This window comes from Duganella sp. 1411 (assembly GCF_017833525.1).
In the GTDB taxonomy this organism is placed as follows: domain Bacteria; phylum Pseudomonadota; class Gammaproteobacteria; order Burkholderiales; family Burkholderiaceae_D; genus Rugamonas.
Map to the genome: position 1 here is coordinate 97242 of NZ_JAFICD010000010.1, position 16977 is coordinate 114218.

The window sequence follows — 16977 nt, forward strand, 5'->3', positions numbered from 1 at the left end:
ATTAAATTAGGTGAGGTTGTCGGGCGGGGTGGTCGGGCCGGCGTCGGGCGCCTGCGGCGCCGGGCGCACATAGTCGTCCGGTTGCCAGAAGATCCGCTGGTCGTGCTCGACCACGGCGATCGGCCGCAGGCGCCCGCCCCGGCACGGACCGCCGGCGCACAAGCCGCTTTCCGGCACATAGATCGCGCCGTGGGTGGAACACATCAGATACAGGCCGCTGGATTCGAAGAACTCGCCCTCGGCCCAGTCGAGCTCGATCGGCACGTGGGCGCACCGGTTCAGGTAGGCGTACGGCTTGCCGCCGTAGCGGACCACGAAGCCGGTGCCGTCGGCGCCGCCGGCGAGCACGGGGAAACGCACGCCCTTGCCGCCCTCGGCCACGGCGTCCGACGCGCAAACCAGTATTTCGTCGCTCATCAGGCGTGCTCGCTCAGCCATTGGTGCAGTTCGGCCACCGTCGCCGCCGAAAACAGCGGCTTGCACGCGGCCAGCTGGTCGACCGGGTGGGCGCCGTACTGCACCGCGATGCCGGCCGCGCCGGCGTTGTTTGCCATCAGCAAGTCATGGGAAGTATCGCCGATCATCACGGTACGGCGCATATCCTGCCCCAACTCCCGCGTCAATTCCTGCAACATGGCCGGGTGGGGCTTGGAGAACGTTTCGTCGGCACAACGCGTGGCATCGAACATCGACAGCAGCTTGACGTCGTTCATGGCGCGGTTCAAGCCGACCCGGCTCTTGCCGGTGGCCACCGCCAGGAAGTAGCCGTTCTGCGACAGTTCCACCAGCATGTCATGCACGCCCGGGAACAGCACCAGTTCATGGTCGCGCGACAGAAAATGATAGCGGTAACGCTCCACCATGCGCGGATAGTACGCTGGATCGATCTCCGGCAACACCGCCTGCATCGCCTCGTGCAGGCCCAGGCCGATGACATGCGCGGCGACGTCGTCGCGCGGGATCGGCAGGGACAAGTCCTTCGCCGCCGCCTGGATACATTTCACGATCGTTGAGGTGGAATCCATCAACGTTCCATCCCAATCGAAGACGATCAGATCAAATTGCTTTCTTGCCATGTGTTCCGGCCGCTGCGCGCGGCCGGCTCCTTAGAATATTTGCGATTAGTTAAGTGGTTTTCCCAAGCTTACCAAGAATCGTTCACATTCGGCGGCCAAAGGCGCGTTCAGCGTCATGATTTTTCCGGACTCCGGATGGGTGAACGTGATTTGATGCGCGTGCAGAAACATCCGCTTGAGCGCGCCGCGCGTGGCGTCGGCCTTCAGCAGCATGCGGTTCAAGGCGAAATCACCGTATTTATCGTCACCCAGGATGGCGAAGCCGGACGATGACAGATGAACGCGGATCTGGTGGGTGCGCCCGGTCTTCAGCTCGGCCTCCAGCAACGCGAAATCCTTGAACTTCTTCAGCAAGGTGAACACCGTGTGCGACGGCAGGCCGTCGGCCTGCACCGCCACGCGGCGTTCGCCGTCGGCCGTGGTGTACTTGTGCAGCGGCAGCTTGACGTGCTGGCGCGCGTTCTTCCAGTCGCCGGCCACCATCGTCAGGTAGCGTTTGTCGGTGTGGCCGTCGCGCATCTGCTCGTGCAGATTGGTCAGCGCCGAGCGTTTCTTCGCCAACAGCAACAACCCGGAGGTGTCGCGGTCGAGCCGGTGCACCAGTTCGAGGAACTTGGCGTCCGGACGCGAGGCCCGCAACTGCTCGATGACGCCGAACGACACGCCCGAGCCGCCATGGACGGCCACGCCGGCCGGCTTATCGATGACTAATAAGTGGGCGTCCTCGAAAATCACCTTGAATTCGGCCGCCGGCACGTGCGTGGCGTCGGCTTTTTCGGCGATGCGCACCGGCGGAATGCGCACCACGTCCCCCTGCACCAGGCGGTACAGTTGGTCGATACGGCCCTTGTTCACGCGCACTTCGCCCGAGCGCAAGATGCGGTAAACGTGGCTTTTCGGCACTCCTTTGCAAATTCGCAACAAGTAGTTGTCGATGCGTTGACCGGCTTCTTCTTCAGTGATGGTGACGAATTGTGCTTGCAGCGGCAGCGGTGTTGAAGGGGGAACAACATCATTTTGCATCTTCATTTGATCTGTCTTCCCAGAAATCTCTCTAAGTCCTTCATTTTGAATATATAATTGTTTCGCTGCGGTTCGATCTGCGGCAAGTGTAAGAATAAAAGCACATTTTACACAGGGGCGTCTCCACTGGCCTCGCCAAATTGCAAATTCAGAGGAAAATATGTATACGCACCAGCCATGCGGGAATCAAGGTTGCACCGTTGTTGTAATCGGATGCCGGCATGGATGCAGAATTAAAATGATTGGATTGTAAGGATAAAGTCCGGCCAGCCTGGCTTCGAGCCAGGCTGGCCGGTTGATGAAGTTGATAACGCTTGCCGTTTTCGCCAGACCCCATGCTTTGCTGCAAGCGACGGAAGGCTGAAACCAGCCTGGTTACATTGCAACTTCGCGAAGTTGTAAATCGAAGTTGTAATACTTGTAGTACGTAAGCGTGGCCAGGATTTGGCTTTCAACGACGCTGCTCACCGCCTGCATTTCTCTGCCTCCCTTACGGGCCGCATGGAAGAGTTGCAGGTGATGCGAGCACTCGGCATGTCGATCGACCTCATGCGCCCAGTTGCGGCCGCGACGCTGGTTCACCGCCGGCGCCGCTGCGTCGCACAGGATGGGCATACCCACCGCAATCGTCTTAATTCTCGCGTATATCCCTGTACCTCGCCGTTATGTTCCAACGAGCACGACGGCATAGAGATGGCCTACGGGTCGCGGAGTTAATAAAAATGAAACGCATGTTGTTTAATGCTACGCAGCAGGAAGAATTGCGCGTAGCGATCGTCGACGGTCAGAAACTGATCGATATCGACATCGAAACCGCCGGGCGCGAACAGCGCAAGTCCAATATCTACAAAGGCGTGATCACCCGCATCGAGCCGTCGCTGGAAGCGTGCTTCGTCAGCTACGGCGAGGACCGCCACGGTTTCCTGCCGTTCAAGGAAGTCGCCCGCACGTATTTCCGCGAGGGTGTCGACGTCCGCACCGCCTCGGTCAAGGAAGCGCTGCGCGAAGGCCAGGAAATCATGGTCCAGGTCGAAAAGGAAGAGCGCGGCAACAAGGGCGCCGCCCTGACCTCGTTCGTCTCGCTGGCTGGCCGCTATCTGGTCTTGATGCCGAACAACCCGCGCGGTGGCGGTGTGTCGCGCCGCGTCGAGGGTGAAGAGCGCCAGGAACTGCGCGAAACCATGGACAAGCTGGACCTGCCGCCGGGCATGTCGGTCATCGCCCGCACCGCCGGCATCGGCCGCAACGTCGACGAGCTGCAGTGGGACTTGAACTACCTGATGCAACTGTGGCGCGCGATCGAAGGCGCCGGCAAGTCGGCCTCCGGCGCGTTCCTGATCTACCAGGAATCGTCGCTGGTGATCCGCGCCATCCGCGACTACTTCCAGCCCGATATCGGCGAGATCCTGATCGATACCGACGATATCTACGAACAAGCGCACCAGTTCATGAGCCACGTGATGCCCGACATGGTGCACCGCGTGAAACGCTACAGCGACGACGTGCCGCTGTTCTCGCGTTTCCAGATCGAACATCAAATTGAAACGGCATACTCGCGCACCGTGCCGCTGCCATCGGGCGGCGCCATCGTCATCGACCACACCGAGGCGCTGGTCTCGGTCGACGTCAACTCGGCCCGCGCCACGCGCGGCTCGGACATCGAAACGACCGCCTTCAACACCAACTGCGAAGCGGCCGAGGAAGTGGCCCGCCAGCTGCGCCTGCGCGACCTGGGCGGCCTGATCGTCATCGACTTCATCGACATGGAAGTGGCCAAGAACCAGCGCGAAGTCGAACAGCGCCTCAAGGACGCGCTGCACCACGACCGCGCCCGCGTTCAAATGGGCAAGATTTCCCGCTTCGGCCTGATGGAACTGTCGCGCCAGCGCCTGCGTCCGTCGCTGTCGGAAGGCTCGCACGTGACGTGCCCGCGCTGCTCCGGCACCGGCCACATCCGCGACACCGAATCGTCCGCCCTGCAGGTGCTGCGCATCATCCAGGAAGAGGCGATGAAGGAAAACTCGGCCACCATCCACGTGCAGGTGCCCGTGGACGTGGCCGCCTTCCTGCTCAACGAAAAGCGCGGCGAAGTGCTCAAGATCGAGAACCGCCACCGCATCGCCGTGATCCTGATCCCGAACAAGCATCTGGACACGCCGCACTACAAGCTCGAGCGCATCAAGCACGACGACCCGCGTCTGGAAGACAGCCAGGCCAGCTACACCCTGGCCGAGACCGCCGAAACCGACATGGCCTACAGCAAGCGCCAGAAGGAAGAAGCCAAGCCGCGCCAGGAAGCCATGGTCAAGACCATCACCCCGGACCAGCCGGCCCCGCTGGTCGAGCGCAAGCCGACCGAGACGGTCATCACGCCGGCGCCCGCCCCCGTGCCGGCCCCGGCCGAGCAAGGCTTCTTCGCCAAGCTGTTCAGCTTCCTGAGCCCGAAACCGGCCCCGGTCGCCCAGCCGCAGCAGCCGACCATCGTCGTCAAGGCGCCGTCGCCGGACCGTGGCGACCGCAACGCCCGCGGCCCGCGCGGCCGCAGCCGCAACGGCAAGGGCGCTCGTGGCGAGCGCGAGGAGCGCGAACCGGGCGCGGCCCGTCCGGTAGCGGACGAAGCCAAGCCGGTCGACGCCACCGGCCGTCCGGCGCGTCCGCCACGTCCGCCGCGCGAACCGCGCGAGCCGCGTGAGAACGCCGGCGCCGTCGCCGCCGACGGCCAGGCGCCGCGCGAACGCGCCGAGCGTCCGGAGCGTCCTGAACGCGCCGAGCGCACCCCGCGTCCGCCACGCGAACCGCGCGCCGACAAGGCCCCGGTCGAAGCCAAAGTGGAAGAACTGGCATTGAACGCCGGCCTGGCGTCGACCGGTCCAGTGACCGACGCCGCCACCAGCATCCTCAAAACCGCGCCCAATGCCGGTCCCGAGGGTGACGAGAACGAAGTGACGGCCGACGGCGAAGAGCCGCGCCGCCGCCGCCGTCGTGGCGGTCGCAACCGCAACCGCCGCGACCGCGAAGGTGGCGAGGGCGTCGACGGTGTTGACGGCCAGGAAACCGAAGTAGCCGGCGCAGCTGGTGAGCAAGGCGAGCACAAAGCGCCGAGCTTCAGCGTCGCCCCGGTTGCCGACATCGCACCGGCTCCGGTCGAAGCGTCCGTCGCCGAGCCGGTGACCGCGAAGGTTGAAGCGGCCGAGCCAGCGCCGGTGGCGGAGGCGGTCGCTTCCCCCGCCCCTGCTGCGGTGATCGAATCGGCCCCGGTGGCCGAAGCGGTCGGCTCCGCCATCGAAGGCACGGTGGTGATGCAAGCCGAAGCGCCTGCCGCGGCGACGACGCCGGTGCAAACCGAGGACGCCTTCGCGGCCCCGGTCGCCGAGCCGACGCCGGCCCCGGCAGTGGTTGCCGAAGCCGCCGCGCCAGTCGCAGTCGAGGTCGCTCCGGTTGAAGCGACGGTCGAAGCCAAGGTCGAAGCTCCGCTGGCAGCGCCGGTTGAAGCGCCGGTGGTTCAGGCGCCAGTGGTTGCCGAGCCGGTCGCCGCCGCGCCAGCACCAGTGCCAGCGCCGGCACCTGTCGCAGCACCAGTCCCGGCACCAGCTTCGGTAGCGACCGCGCCAGCCGCGCCGGTCGACCTGCAAGCGGTGCTCGGTTCCGCCGGCCTGACTTTGGCGGCCACCGATCCGGCCAAGCTGCGCGCCGCGCAGGAGGCCGCCGCCAAGGTAGCGGCGCCGGTACGGGTTCCACGCGAACGCAAGCCGCTGCCACCGCAAGCCGACGAGCCGCTGGTTCAGGTCGACACCCGCCGCTAATCCGGTGACGTAGCGAACAAAAAAGGGAAGCCGCGCGCTTCCCTTTTTTCATCCGGGGTCAGGTCCACCATTTCTACACGGACCCGGCCGTACAAGCTGTAATGGCTCAGGCCGTGTAGAAATGTTAGACCTGACCCCGGAGTTGTTTGACATGGCCGCTAAACCCGGCGGGCGCCATCGTGCTATCGTAGCTTCTTCGGCGGTCAACGAATTTCCTAAACAGTAACATTGTAGAGTCATGGCAGAAAAAATCATCATGATGGCCGAGCAGCGCGGCAACGCGCCCGCCATCCCCGCGATCCTGGAAGCGCCCACCGGCCTGCTGAGCGATCGGTTGGCGCGGCCGCTGCACGACCTGCGCATTTCCGTCACCGACCGCTGTAACTTCCGCTGCGTCTATTGCATGCCGAAGGCGGTGTTCGACAGCGATTACCAATACCTGCCGCACACTTCCCTGCTGTCGTTCGAGGAAATCACGCGGCTGGCGAAAATCTTCATCGCCCACGGCGTCGAGAAAATCCGGCTCACCGGCGGCGAGCCGCTGCTGCGCAAGAATCTCGAACGCCTGATCGCCATGCTCGCCGAGCTTAAAACCATCCACGGCAAGCCGCTCGATCTGACCTTGACCACCAACGCCTCGCTGTTGGCGCGCAAGGCGCAGTCGCTCAAGGACGCCGGCCTGCAACGCGTGACCGTGTCGCTCGACGCGCTCGACAACGCCACCTTCCAGCGCATGAACGATGTCGACTTCTCGGTCGACGATGTGCTCAAGGGCATAGACATGGCGCGCCAGGTCGGCCTCGGCCCGATCAAGATCAACATGGTGGTCAAGGGCGGCATGAACGACGATCAAATCCTGCCGATGGCGCGCCATTTCAGGAACACCCCCTACATCCTGCGCTTCATCGAATACATGGACGTCGGCGCCTCCAACGGCTGGAAGATGGACGAGGTGATCCCGTCGGCCGAAGTGGTGCGCCGCATCCACGCCGAGATGCCACTCGCGCCGGTCGCCGCCAACTACGCCGGCGAAACCGCCGCCCGTTGGCGCTACGTGGGCAACGATGGCGACGGCGGCGGCGAGATCGGTCTGATCTCCAGCGTCACGCAGGCCTTCTGCGCGGACTGCTCGCGCGCGCGCCTGTCGACCGAGGGCAAGCTCTATACCTGCCTGTTCGCCACCAGCGGCCACGATCTGCGCGCGCTGCTGCGCAACGGCCGCGCCGACGAGGAAATCAGCACCGTGCTGGCGCACCTGTGGCGCGCGCGCGAAGACCGCTATTCCGAACTGCGCACCAACAATACCGACGGCCTGCCACGCAGCGCCAACAAGGTCGAAATGTCTTACATCGGAGGCTAGTGGCTGTGAAGAGCAAGATCACCGGACTGATACTGGCGGGCGGACGCGGCACCCGCATGGGCCGCGTCGACAAGGGCCTGCAACCGTTCCGCAACGCCACCATGGTCGCGCATGTGCTGCGCCGGCTGGCGCCGCAGGTGGACACGGTCGCCATCAACGCCAACCGCAATCTGCCGCAATACCAGGCCGCCGCCGGCGCCGACACCGTCGTCATGCCCGATCAGATGAGCGGCTTCGAAGGCCCGCTGGCCGGGCTGCAGGCCGGCTTGCAGTATTGCGCCACCGAGCTGCTGCTGACGGCGCCCTGCGATTCGCCCTTCCTGCCGGCCGACCTGGCCGAGCGCCTGTACGCCGCGCTGGCGGACGGCGACGCCGACCTGGCCGTCGCCGTGACGATGGAAACGGACGACGAGGAAGGCGGCGCGCCGCGGCGCCAGACGCATCCCGTATTCAGCCTGCTCAAGGCCAGCCTGCTGCCGCAACTGGACGCCTACCTGGCCACCGGCGCGCGCCGCATGGAGGGCTGGCACAAGACGCTGCGCGTGGCCGAGGTCCTGTTCGACGACGCCGCCGCCTTCCGCAATATCAACACGCTGGAGGACTTGAAGCGGCACGAGCCGGAGCAGACCACCTCCGCGCCGGCGGCGCCGGCCAGCGCGGGCATGTCCGCCGACCCGGACGCCCTGCCCGTCGACGAGGCGGCCCGCCTGATCGCGCGGCGGATAACGCCGGTGGCCGCGACCGAGACGGTCGCCTTGTGCGCCTCGCTCGACCGCGTTCTGGCCGAGGACATCATCTCGCCGATCAACGTTCCCGCGTACGACAACTCGGCGATGGACGGCTACGCGCTGCGCGGCGCCGACCTGCCGCCGGACGCCGGCGCGGACCCGGTCACCTTGACGGTCATCGGCGTCGCCTACGCCGGCCGGCCGTTCACGCGCACGACGGCGCCCGGCGAATGCGTCCGCGTCATGACCGGCGCCGCCATGCCGCCCGGCTGCGACAGCGTGCTGCCGCAGGAGCTGGCGGCGGCGATCGGCGAATCGGGCGTCACCATCGCCCACGGCGCGATCCGCGCCGGCGCCAACCGCCGCTTCGCCGGCGAGGATTTGAAGGCCGGCGGCGTCGCGCTGGCGCAAGGCAAAATCATGCGTCCGGCGGACCTGGGCCTGGTGGCCTCGCTCGGCATCGCCGAAGTGACCGTGCGGCGCCGCCTGCGCGTGGCGTTCTTCTCCACCGGCGACGAACTGCGCTCGCTGGGCGAGACGCTCGATACCGGCTGCGTCTACGACAGCAACCGCTACACCTTGTTCGGCATGCTCGCGCGCCTGGGCTGCGAGGTGGTCGACATGGGCATCGTGCGCGACGATCCGGCGGCGCTGGAGGCGGCATTGCGCGCGGCCTGCCGCGACGCCGACGCCATCGTCACCTCCGGCGGCGTGTCCGAGGGCGCGGCCGATTACACGCGCGATATCATGGCCTTGCTCGGCGACGTGGCTTTCTGGAAGCTGGCGATGCGGCCCGGCCGCCCGCTCGCCTTCGGCCAGGTGCGGAGCGGGGACGACGCCGCGTGGCTGTTCGGATTGCCCGGCAACCCGGTGGCGGTGATGGTGTCGTTTTATATGTTCGCGCGTCCGGCGCTGCTGCGCATGATGGGCGTGGCCGAGGCGCTGGCGGCGCCGCGCACGGTGCGGGCGCGGGCCACGGAGGCGATCCGCAAGCGCCCCGGGCGCACCGAATACCAGCGCGGCATCGTGGCCACCGGCACGGACGGCGAGGCGCGGGTGCGGCTGACCGGGGCGCAGGGTTCGGGCATCCTCAGCTCGATGACCGAGGCCAATTGCATCGTCGTGCTGGGGCATGGGCAGGCCAATGTCGCCGCTGGAGACATGGTCGATATCATTCTGTTCGATGGCCTGATTTAACGTCATCGACGGCTCACAGATGGCGGATTACGGCGTTCCGCCTAATCCGCCCTACGTGCCTCCAGAATTTGCAAACGAAAGCATCCATACCCGGAAACAACCTGTCTCCAGAATTTGCAAACGAAAGCATCCATACCCGGAAACAACGTGTCTCCAGAATTTGCCAACGAAAGCGTCCATACCCGGAAACACGTAGGGCGGATTAGCGTAGCGTAATCCGCCATGCATGCGCCGCCCGGAACTACTCCTCCTGCCGCAACCGCAGCAGCGCCTCCGCCGAGTTGGCGAACAGCGCCGCGTCCTTTTCGATGCGCCGGAACGCCCGTCCCAGGCTGGCGCGCATGAAGGTGCTGTGCGCATAGCGCGTGACCTTGCTGTAATACCGCTCCGCCAACCCATTGACCGCCTCCACATATTGGTCCATCAAGTCCGGCGCGATCGAGAAATTGTCATAATTGATCACCGCCGGCACCTTGCGCCCCAACGGCGCCAGACGCTCCGCCACCAGCTCGCAAATGCGCTCGATGGTCGCCGCGTCGCCCACCTCGAAGCCTTCGAAGTCCGCAAAGAATAAGCCCTGCTGCGCGTCGTACACCAGCCGCCGCTCCAGCGGCCGCGCCAGGAAGTCGACCCGCCAGTTCATCGGCAGCGGCCCGAAGATGCGCGCGTCCATCAACTTCAACTGCGCGCTGATCGACGGCTTGAAATCCATCTGCGCCAGGATATCGCGCTGCAGATCGACGCCGGGCGCGATCTCGATCAGCTCCAGCCCCGACATGCCGCCGTCGAGCACCAGCTTGAACACGCAGCGCTCGGTGATGAACAAGGCCTCCTGGCCGCGCCGCGCGGCGTACTCGCCGCTGTAGGTGCGATGCTCGACCTCCTCGACGAATTTACGCGTGCGCCCCTTATCGGCGGTGAAGGTGCCGACAAACACCACCTTGCGCGCGTTCTGGCTGATGTTGATGAATCCCCCGGCGCCGGCCAGCTTGCTGCCGAATTTGCTGACATTCAGGTTGCCGTGCCGGTCCGCCTGCGCCAGTCCGAGGAAGGCCACATCGAGTCCGCCGCCGTCGTAGAAATCGAACTGGTAAGGCTGGTCGATGATGGCGTCGGCGTTGGTGGCGGCGCCGAAGTTCAAGCCGCCGGCCGGCAGGCCGCCGATCACGCCCGGTTCGGCCGTCAACGTCACCAGGTCGAGCAGCTTCTCCTCGGCCGCCACGTTGGCCACTCCCTCCGGCATGCCGATGCCCAGATTGACCACGTTGTTCGGCCGCAGCTCCATCAGCGCGCGGCGCGCGATGATCTTGCGCTCCGACAGCGGCATCGGCGCCATCGCCGACAAGGCCACGCGCAGTTCGCCCGCGTAGGCCGGGCTGTAGGCTTCGGCAAACGTCTGCATGTGGTACTCGGGCTTTTCCGCCACCACCACGCAATCGACCAGGATGCCGGGTATCTTGACCTGGCGCGGATTGAGCGTGCCGCGCTCGGCGATGCGCTCGACCTGCACGATGACGATGCCACCGGAATTGTGCGCGGCCATCGCGATCGCCAGCGCCTCCAGGGTCAGCGCCTCGCGCTCCATCGTCACGTTGCCGTTGGCGTCGGCCGTCGTGCCGCGGATGATCCCCACGTGCACCGGCTGCGCCTTGTAGAACAGGTACTCATGTCCGCCCATGGTCGCCACCTCGACCAGCTCCTCGGTGGTGCGCTCATTGATCTTGCCGCCGCCGTGGCGCGGATCGACAAACGTGCCAAGGCCCACGTGGGTCAACAATCCCGGCTTGCCGGCGGCGGTGTCGCGAAACAGCTGGCTGATGACGCCTTGCGGCAGGTTGTAGGCTTCGATCGCGCCGCCGATGGCCAGCTGCTGCAGCTTGGGCACCAGGCTCCAGTGGCCGCCGATGACGCGTTTGAGCATGCCCTCGTGCGCCAGGTGGTTGAGGCCTCGGTCCTTGCCGTCGCCCTGCCCGGCGGCGTAGACCAGGGTCAGGTCGCGCGGATGGCCGCCGCCGTCGGCCGCCGGCGCCAGGAAGCGCCGCTCCAGCGCCACCGCGATATTCTCCGCGAAGCCGACGCCGACGAACCCGCCGGTGGCGATGGTGTCGCCGTCGCGTATCAGGCTGACCGCGTCGGCCGCGCTGACGATCTTGTCGCGCTGGATGGCCGGCATGCCGACCGTGGAAAAATCAAGGCTACGTCCTGGCATGATCGGCTCCGTTTTTTAGTCCGTCTCGAGATCGTTCTTATCCACTTCAGGCCCCAGCAACAGTTGCGCCGCCTCGCTCGGCAGCGCCTCCACCGTCTTGAGCTTGCGCGCCATCTGGCGGCTGCGGGTTTCGGCCGATTCGATGTTCTTGGCGGCGCGTTCCAAAGTCAGCTTGGTCGCGGCCAGCACGTCGCCGAATTTGGCGAACTCCGTCTTCACCGCGCCGAGCACCTGCCACACCTCCGACGAGCGCTTTTCCAGCGCCAGCGTGCGAAAGCCCATCTGCAGGCTGTTGAGCAGGGCCGACAACGTCGACGGCCCGGCGATGCTGATGCGGTTCACCCGCTGCAGCTCGTCGGCCAGGCCGGGCCGGCGCATCACCTCCGCGTACAGCCCCTCGGTCGGCAGGAACAGGATCGCGAAATCGGTGGTGTGCGGCGGCGACACGTATTTTTCCGAAATCGTCTTCGCCTCGCCGCGCACCGCCCGTTCCAGTTCGCGCCCGGCCAGCGCCACGCCGTCGGCGTCGGCGCGCTCGGCGGCGTCGAGCAGGCGCTCGTACTGCTCCTTGGGGAACTTGGCGTCGATCGGCATCCACACCGGCGCCCCGCCCTCGACCTGGCCCGGCAGCTTGAGCGCGAACTCCACGCGCGCGCCGCTGCCGGCGATGGTCTCGACGTTTTTCGCGTACTGCTCCGGCGTCAGCACCTGCTCGAGCAGCATTTCGAGCTGCACCTCGCCCCAGGTGCCGCGCGTTTTGACGTTGGTCAGCACCCGCTTCAAATCGCCCACGCCCAGCGCCAGCTGCTGCATCTCGCCCAGCCCCTGGTGGACCCGCTCGAGCCGCTCGGACACCTGCTGGAACGACGCCGTCAAGCGCGTCTCCAGGGTCGCGTGCAGCTTCTCATCGACCGTCTTGCGCATCTCCTCGAGCCGGGCGCCGTTGTCCGCCTGCAGATCCTTGATCTTGGCCTCCAGGGTCGCGCGCACCTCCTGCATGCGCGCCGCGTTCGACTCGGTGAGCCGGGCCAGGGTCTGGTTCATGCTGTCGGCGAACTGCTTCAGGCCCCGGCTTTGCTCGTCGCGCCCGACCAGCCCCTGCGCCTGCAGCTGGCGGCGCATGTCGTCGAACTGCTGGACGGTGGCCGCGTGCGCCGCCTGCGCCGTCGTTTGCAGCTGCACCCGCACCTCGCGCTCGACCCGCTCGATGCGCTCGGCCAGGCCGGCGTCGGCGCCGGCGGCGCGCCCGCGCAGCAGCGCCACCACCTGCAGCACCATCACCAGCGCCAGCGCCGCCAGCAGCACAAAAAATTCGGTCTGGGTCATGGTCAGTCCGGCTTGTTGCGCATCCAGTCGGCGGTCTGGTAGAACGACTCCATCAGCCGCACCCGCAGCGCCTCGTCGATGCCGACATCCTCCATCGCCCACGCCATCGCGCGCAGCCACTGGTCGCGCTCCTGGGTGCCGATGGCGAACGGCATGTGCCGCATCCGCAACCGGGGATGGCCATGCGCGGCGATGTACAGGTCCGGCCCGCCCATCCAGCCGCTGAGGAACATGAACAGGCGCTCGCGCGCGTTGTCCAGGGTCGGCGGGTGGGCCGCGCGCAGCAGCGCGAACTCGGGCTCCAGTTCCATCAGATCGTAAAACCGGTCGACCATGTCGCGCACGCGCGATTCGCCGCCGATCACTTCGTAGAGAGTTTGTGGTTCAGTCATAGCCGCCATGATAGCGCACCGGGCGCCGCCCATGCGCGCCGGCGCGACCTGGCGTGACAGGCGGGGTGGCAGGTGCGCCGCGCCCATCTCAGACCAGCGCCAGCCGGTTCAGGCGCCGCGTCGACGACCAGTTCGCCAGATCGACGTGGGGCAGGATATCCTCGCAGGCCTGGACGATGCGCGCCAGCTGCGACCGGTCCAGGCCCGAGTTGAGCGTCAGCCGCACCAGCGAGCGGTTCTTGGCCGTGGCCGGCGCGCAAAACATGGCGCCGTAGACACCGTGCGCCTCGAGCAGCTTGCGCAGCGCCAAGGTCTTGGGCTCGGGCCCCGGCTCCAGCGCGATGATCTGCTCGCTGCCCTCGCCGACGTTGTAGCCGAGCGCGCCCAAGTCCTCGCGCAGCGCCAGCGCGCAGGCGTGCAGCGCGGCGCGGCGGTCGTCGGCGGCCGCGACGAAATCGATGGCGGCGTCGAACCACGCCAGCTCGTGGCTGAGCAGGCAAGAACTGAAAATGGCGGGGCGCGACTCCGACAGGAAGTAGCCCTTGAACTTGCTCGAACAGGTGATGAAGCCGGCGCGCCCGGCGAATGCCTTGGCCAGCGACGCCGTGCGGAAATGGACCCGCTCGCTCAAGCCGTGGGCGGCCACCAGCCCGGCGCCGCGCGGCCCGTGCGTGCCCAGCGAATGCGATTCGTCGACGATCAGCAGGCAGCCGTATTGCTCGGCGATCTCCACCAGCTCGGCCAGCGGCGCCAGGCTGCCGTTGGTGCTGTAGAGCGCGTCGACGGCGATCAAGCCGCGCCCGTGGCGCGCCAGCTGCTTGCGCAGGTGCTCCATGTCATTGTGCAGGAACGACACCGGCGCCGCCCCGGCCGACTGCACGCCCTCCCACAACGACGCGTGGGCCTGCATGTCCAGGTACACGGGGATGCCGGGCGCGGCCAGCGTTTGCACCAGGCCGACGTTGGCGGCCCAGCCCGACTGCGCGAGGATGCCGTCCTGCGCCCCCATCAGCGCGGCGAACTTGCGCTCGAGCCGGTGCTGCGCGCTGCCCTCCTGCAAGTACACGGCCGACATCAGCAGCTCGCCCCCGCTGTCGCGCAGCGCGGCGATCTGCGCGCCCACCAGCGCCGGCTCGCCGCCCAGGCACAGGTAATCGTTGCCGGCCAGGAACACGGCGCCGCGCGGCGTCGGTTGCCACGCGTGCGGATGCTCGCCGCCGAGCAACTGCCCGATGCGCGTGACGTAATGCTCGTCCATGCGGGCGTTGACATAGTCCGGCATCGCCTGCTCGGCGGCGATGTTGAGGCCATGGGACAGGGACACGGCGTTGCCGCGGATGCCGTTCTCGGCGAAGTTCTCAGCAATAGTTGGCGACATCTGGTTCGCTCCTTAGAAGTTGAAAGGTTGCTTTTTGTGAATCTCATGTCGCACCTTGCAGCAAATAAAGAGAAGGAGATTGATACACATCAACTTGTTATTTGATATTTCCAAGCACGCTCCGATTTCAGGCGATGATGCAAACTTGATACAAGTCACATTGGCCATGAAGCAACCCCTGCACGCACGCTGGAAACGTTGGCAACACGCACTGGTGCAGTCGCTGCTGCTCTATCACGGACGCGAGGACCACGCCACCGTGCGCGTGCTGCTGCTCGCGTGCATCGGCACGGTCGGCATGCCGCTGTACTACGTGATCTGGCAGCATTTTTTCCCACAGGAATATGAAAGCCTGCCGCTGCGCATGTTCGGCATCCTGCTGTGCGCGCTGGGACTGTTCGCGCGCCAGTTTACCCGCCGCATGCTGGACCTGTACCTGCTGGTCGCGCTGAGCTACATCTTTCCGTTCTTCTTCACGTTCATGTTCGTGATGAACCACGCCTCGGGCGTGTGGGGCGAGTCCTTGCTGATCGGCCTGGTCGTGCTGTTCCACTTCGACACCAGCCTGGCGCTGAAGGCCTACCTGATCGGCACCGCGCTGGCGTGCGCGGCCGCCGTCGCCCTGGGCGAGGGCGCCGCCCTGCTCGGCAGGCCGGTGCTGCAGCAATTGCCGGTGCACTGGTTCACCATCGCCGTGCTGTCGGCCGCCAAGATCAGCCGCAACGTGCTGGCGCAGGAAAAGCTGGCCGGACTGGGCGCCGGCCTGGCCACCGTCGCGCACGAGCTGCGCACGCCGCTGACCAGCGTCGACGCCAACGTGCGCGGCCTGCTGCGCTTGTTCTCCGACATCAACGGCCACGGCGCGGACGACCGCCTCGGCATGATCGACGCGCTGGCCCGCATCCAGTTCGAGGTGCGGCACATGAACCACATGATCGACCTGTTCCTGCTCAGCGCGACGGCGGTGCGGCAAAACCTGCGGCCGGTCGAGGCGGTGTCGATGGAGACGGTGGTCGAGGCCGTTCTAAAGCGCTATCCGTTCTCCAGCACCGGCCAGCAAAAGATGGTGACCCTGGAGGTGCGGCGCGACTTCCGCTTCGCCGGCCAGGCCGAACTGTCGGTGGTGGTGTTGCTCAATTTGCTGCGCAACGCGCTCAAGGCGGTGCAGCGCGCCGGCAAGGGCCGCGTGCGCATCGTCGTCGACGGCGCCCACGCGCCGCCGCGCCTGCTGTTCATCGACACCGGCTGCGGCATCCCGGCGCCGCAGATGGCCCTGATTTTTCGTCGTTTCTACTCCTACCCGCCGCACAACGGCGCGGGGATAGGCCTCGCGCTGTGCCAGGAAATCATGGAAGCGTGGAACGCCACCATACGCTGCGTGTCGCGCGAGAGCGCGTACGCCATCTTCGTGCTGGAGTTCCCCCAGCAGCTGCCCACTTCAAGGTGATCCCAATGCATTTGCCCGTCTATTCCCATCCCACGCTGACCGTGTTGGTCGACGACAGCGACTCGTTCCTCAAGAGCCTGTCGTTCCAGCTCGATCCCATGCTGGCCAGTAAAACCTTCCACGACACCTCGGCCGCGCTGCAATGGCTGCGCCAAAGCGAAGCCGACGACGGCGTGCTGCTGCAGGTGAACTTCGACATGCAAAACCTGACGGGCGACCAGTGCAACATCGCGCTCGACCTGGAGCGCATCTACCGCATCGGCGAGCAGCGCCGGCGCTTTGCCACGCCGTCGGTGCTGGTGATCGACTATTCGATGCCGCAAATGAATGGGCTGGAGTTTTGCGAGGCGGTCAGCCACCTGCCGTGCAAGAAGATTTTATTCACCGGCACGGCCGATGAAAAGATCGCCGTGAGCGCCTTCAACCGCGGCCTGATCGACCGCTACATCAAGAAAAGCGACGACCACGCGCTCGACATCCTGGAGGTGGAGATCGCCGCGCTGCAGCGCAGCTACTTCGACGACAAGTCCGAAACGCTGCGCGAGCTGGTGCTGCTGCACAACTACCACTTCCTCGGCGATCCGGTGCTGGCCAGCCTGGTGCAGCACACGATGGCGTCGATGGGCTTTGTCGAGCACTACATCTTTCCCAACCCGACCGGCATCCTGTTCCTCGACAAGCACGGCAAGGCCAAGCTGATGATGATCGAAACCGAGCAAGGCATGTTCGCGCAGTATGAGATCGCCCGCGACAGCGACGCCCCGCCGTCGCTGCTGGACGCGCTGCTGGCGCGGCGGGTGTTGCCGTTCTTTTCGGACGCCGACGGCGACGGCATGTACTCGCGCCAGGTGGGCGATAACTGGCACCGTTATTGCGCGGCGCCGCAGGTGTGCCAGGGGCGCGAGACGTATTATTGGGCCTTGTTCGACCTGCCGGCGCATTATTTCGACAAGCAGCCTTACGCGTTCGCGCAATTTTTGAAGGAACGCGGGGCGCATGAGGGCGTTGCCGCGTAAGAATGCGCGGGCCAGGGGCGGC

The 16977-nt window shown here is 65.9% G+C and carries 13 protein-coding genes; 5 read left to right on the forward strand and 8 right to left on the reverse strand.

Annotation, left to right across the window (positions count from 1 at the left end):
* Nucleotides 1-6: 6 nt before the first annotated feature.
* From JOD97_RS30810 to JOD97_RS30825, 4 genes are all read right to left on the reverse strand, one after another.
* Nucleotides 7-417, reverse strand: coding sequence for a Rieske 2Fe-2S domain-containing protein (locus tag JOD97_RS30810; RefSeq protein ID WP_209726625.1), 411 nt, complete (start codon nucleotides 415-417; stop codon nucleotides 7-9).
* Entirely contained in the window at nucleotides 417-1076 is a 660-nt protein-coding gene (locus JOD97_RS30815; RefSeq protein WP_209726626.1) for an HAD-IIIA family hydrolase, read from the reverse strand. Before JOD97_RS30815 ends, JOD97_RS30810 begins: the two co-directional genes overlap by 1 nt.
* A gap of 45 nt (nucleotides 1077-1121) precedes the next feature.
* Nucleotides 1122-2105, reverse strand: coding sequence for an RluA family pseudouridine synthase (locus JOD97_RS30820; RefSeq protein WP_209726627.1), 984 nt, complete (start codon nucleotides 2103-2105; stop codon nucleotides 1122-1124).
* 369 nt (nucleotides 2106-2474) lie between these two features.
* Nucleotides 2475-2720 (reverse strand): hypothetical protein, encoded by a 246-nt coding sequence (locus JOD97_RS30825; RefSeq protein WP_209726628.1) that lies wholly within the window; start codon nucleotides 2718-2720, stop codon nucleotides 2475-2477.
* Nucleotides 2721-2821: 101 nt separating this feature from the next.
* Between JOD97_RS30825 and JOD97_RS30830 the strand changes: the two genes are divergently transcribed.
* The 3 genes from JOD97_RS30830 to glp all read left to right on the forward strand — a co-directional run bounded on the left by JOD97_RS30830 (nucleotide 2822) and on the right by glp (nucleotide 9187).
* Entirely contained in the window at nucleotides 2822-5902 is a 3081-nt protein-coding gene (locus JOD97_RS30830; RefSeq protein ID WP_209726629.1) for an Rne/Rng family ribonuclease, read from the forward strand.
* Nucleotides 5903-6140: 238 nt separating this feature from the next.
* Nucleotides 6141-7262: a GTP 3',8-cyclase MoaA gene (moaA, locus tag JOD97_RS30835; protein ID WP_209726630.1), complete on the forward strand. Its 1122-nt coding sequence runs from the start codon at nucleotides 6141-6143 to the stop codon at nucleotides 7260-7262.
* Nucleotides 7263-7267: 5 nt separating this feature from the next.
* A complete protein-coding gene (glp, locus tag JOD97_RS30840; RefSeq protein ID WP_373999979.1) occupies nucleotides 7268-9187 on the forward strand; it encodes a gephyrin-like molybdotransferase Glp in 1920 nt (639 codons plus the stop codon).
* A 241-nt stretch (nucleotides 9188-9428) separates the two neighbouring features.
* On the opposite strand, the gene JOD97_RS30845 is transcribed toward glp, so the two are convergent.
* From JOD97_RS30845 to cqsA, 4 genes are all read right to left on the reverse strand, one after another.
* The gene (locus tag JOD97_RS30845) at nucleotides 9429-11396 is read right to left on the reverse strand and encodes an acyl CoA:acetate/3-ketoacid CoA transferase (RefSeq protein WP_209726632.1); all 1968 of its coding nucleotides are present in this window, start codon (nucleotides 11394-11396) and stop codon (nucleotides 9429-9431) included.
* 15 nt (nucleotides 11397-11411) lie between these two features.
* Entirely contained in the window at nucleotides 11412-12722 is a 1311-nt protein-coding gene (locus JOD97_RS30850) for a DNA recombination protein RmuC (RefSeq protein WP_209726633.1), read from the reverse strand.
* Nucleotides 12723-12724: 2 nt separating this feature from the next.
* A complete protein-coding gene (locus JOD97_RS30855; RefSeq protein WP_209726634.1) occupies nucleotides 12725-13123 on the reverse strand; it encodes a group II truncated hemoglobin in 399 nt (132 codons plus the stop codon).
* Between the two features lie 79 nt (nucleotides 13124-13202).
* Nucleotides 13203-14492 carry an alpha-hydroxyketone-type quorum-sensing autoinducer synthase gene (cqsA, locus tag JOD97_RS30860; protein ID WP_209726635.1) on the reverse strand — a complete coding sequence of 430 codons (1290 nt, stop codon included), beginning with the start codon at nucleotides 14490-14492 and terminating at the stop codon, nucleotides 13203-13205.
* Nucleotides 14493-14658: 166 nt separating this feature from the next.
* On the opposite strand from cqsA, the gene JOD97_RS30865 reads away from it, so the two are divergent.
* A complete protein-coding gene (locus JOD97_RS30865; RefSeq protein ID WP_209726636.1) occupies nucleotides 14659-15939 on the forward strand; it encodes a HAMP domain-containing sensor histidine kinase in 1281 nt (426 codons plus the stop codon).
* Between the two features lie 5 nt (nucleotides 15940-15944).
* On the forward strand, nucleotides 15945-16955 hold the full coding sequence (locus JOD97_RS30870; RefSeq protein ID WP_209726637.1) for a hypothetical protein: 1011 nt from the start codon (nucleotides 15945-15947) through the stop codon (nucleotides 16953-16955).
* The last annotated feature ends 22 nt before the right edge of the window (nucleotides 16956-16977 follow it).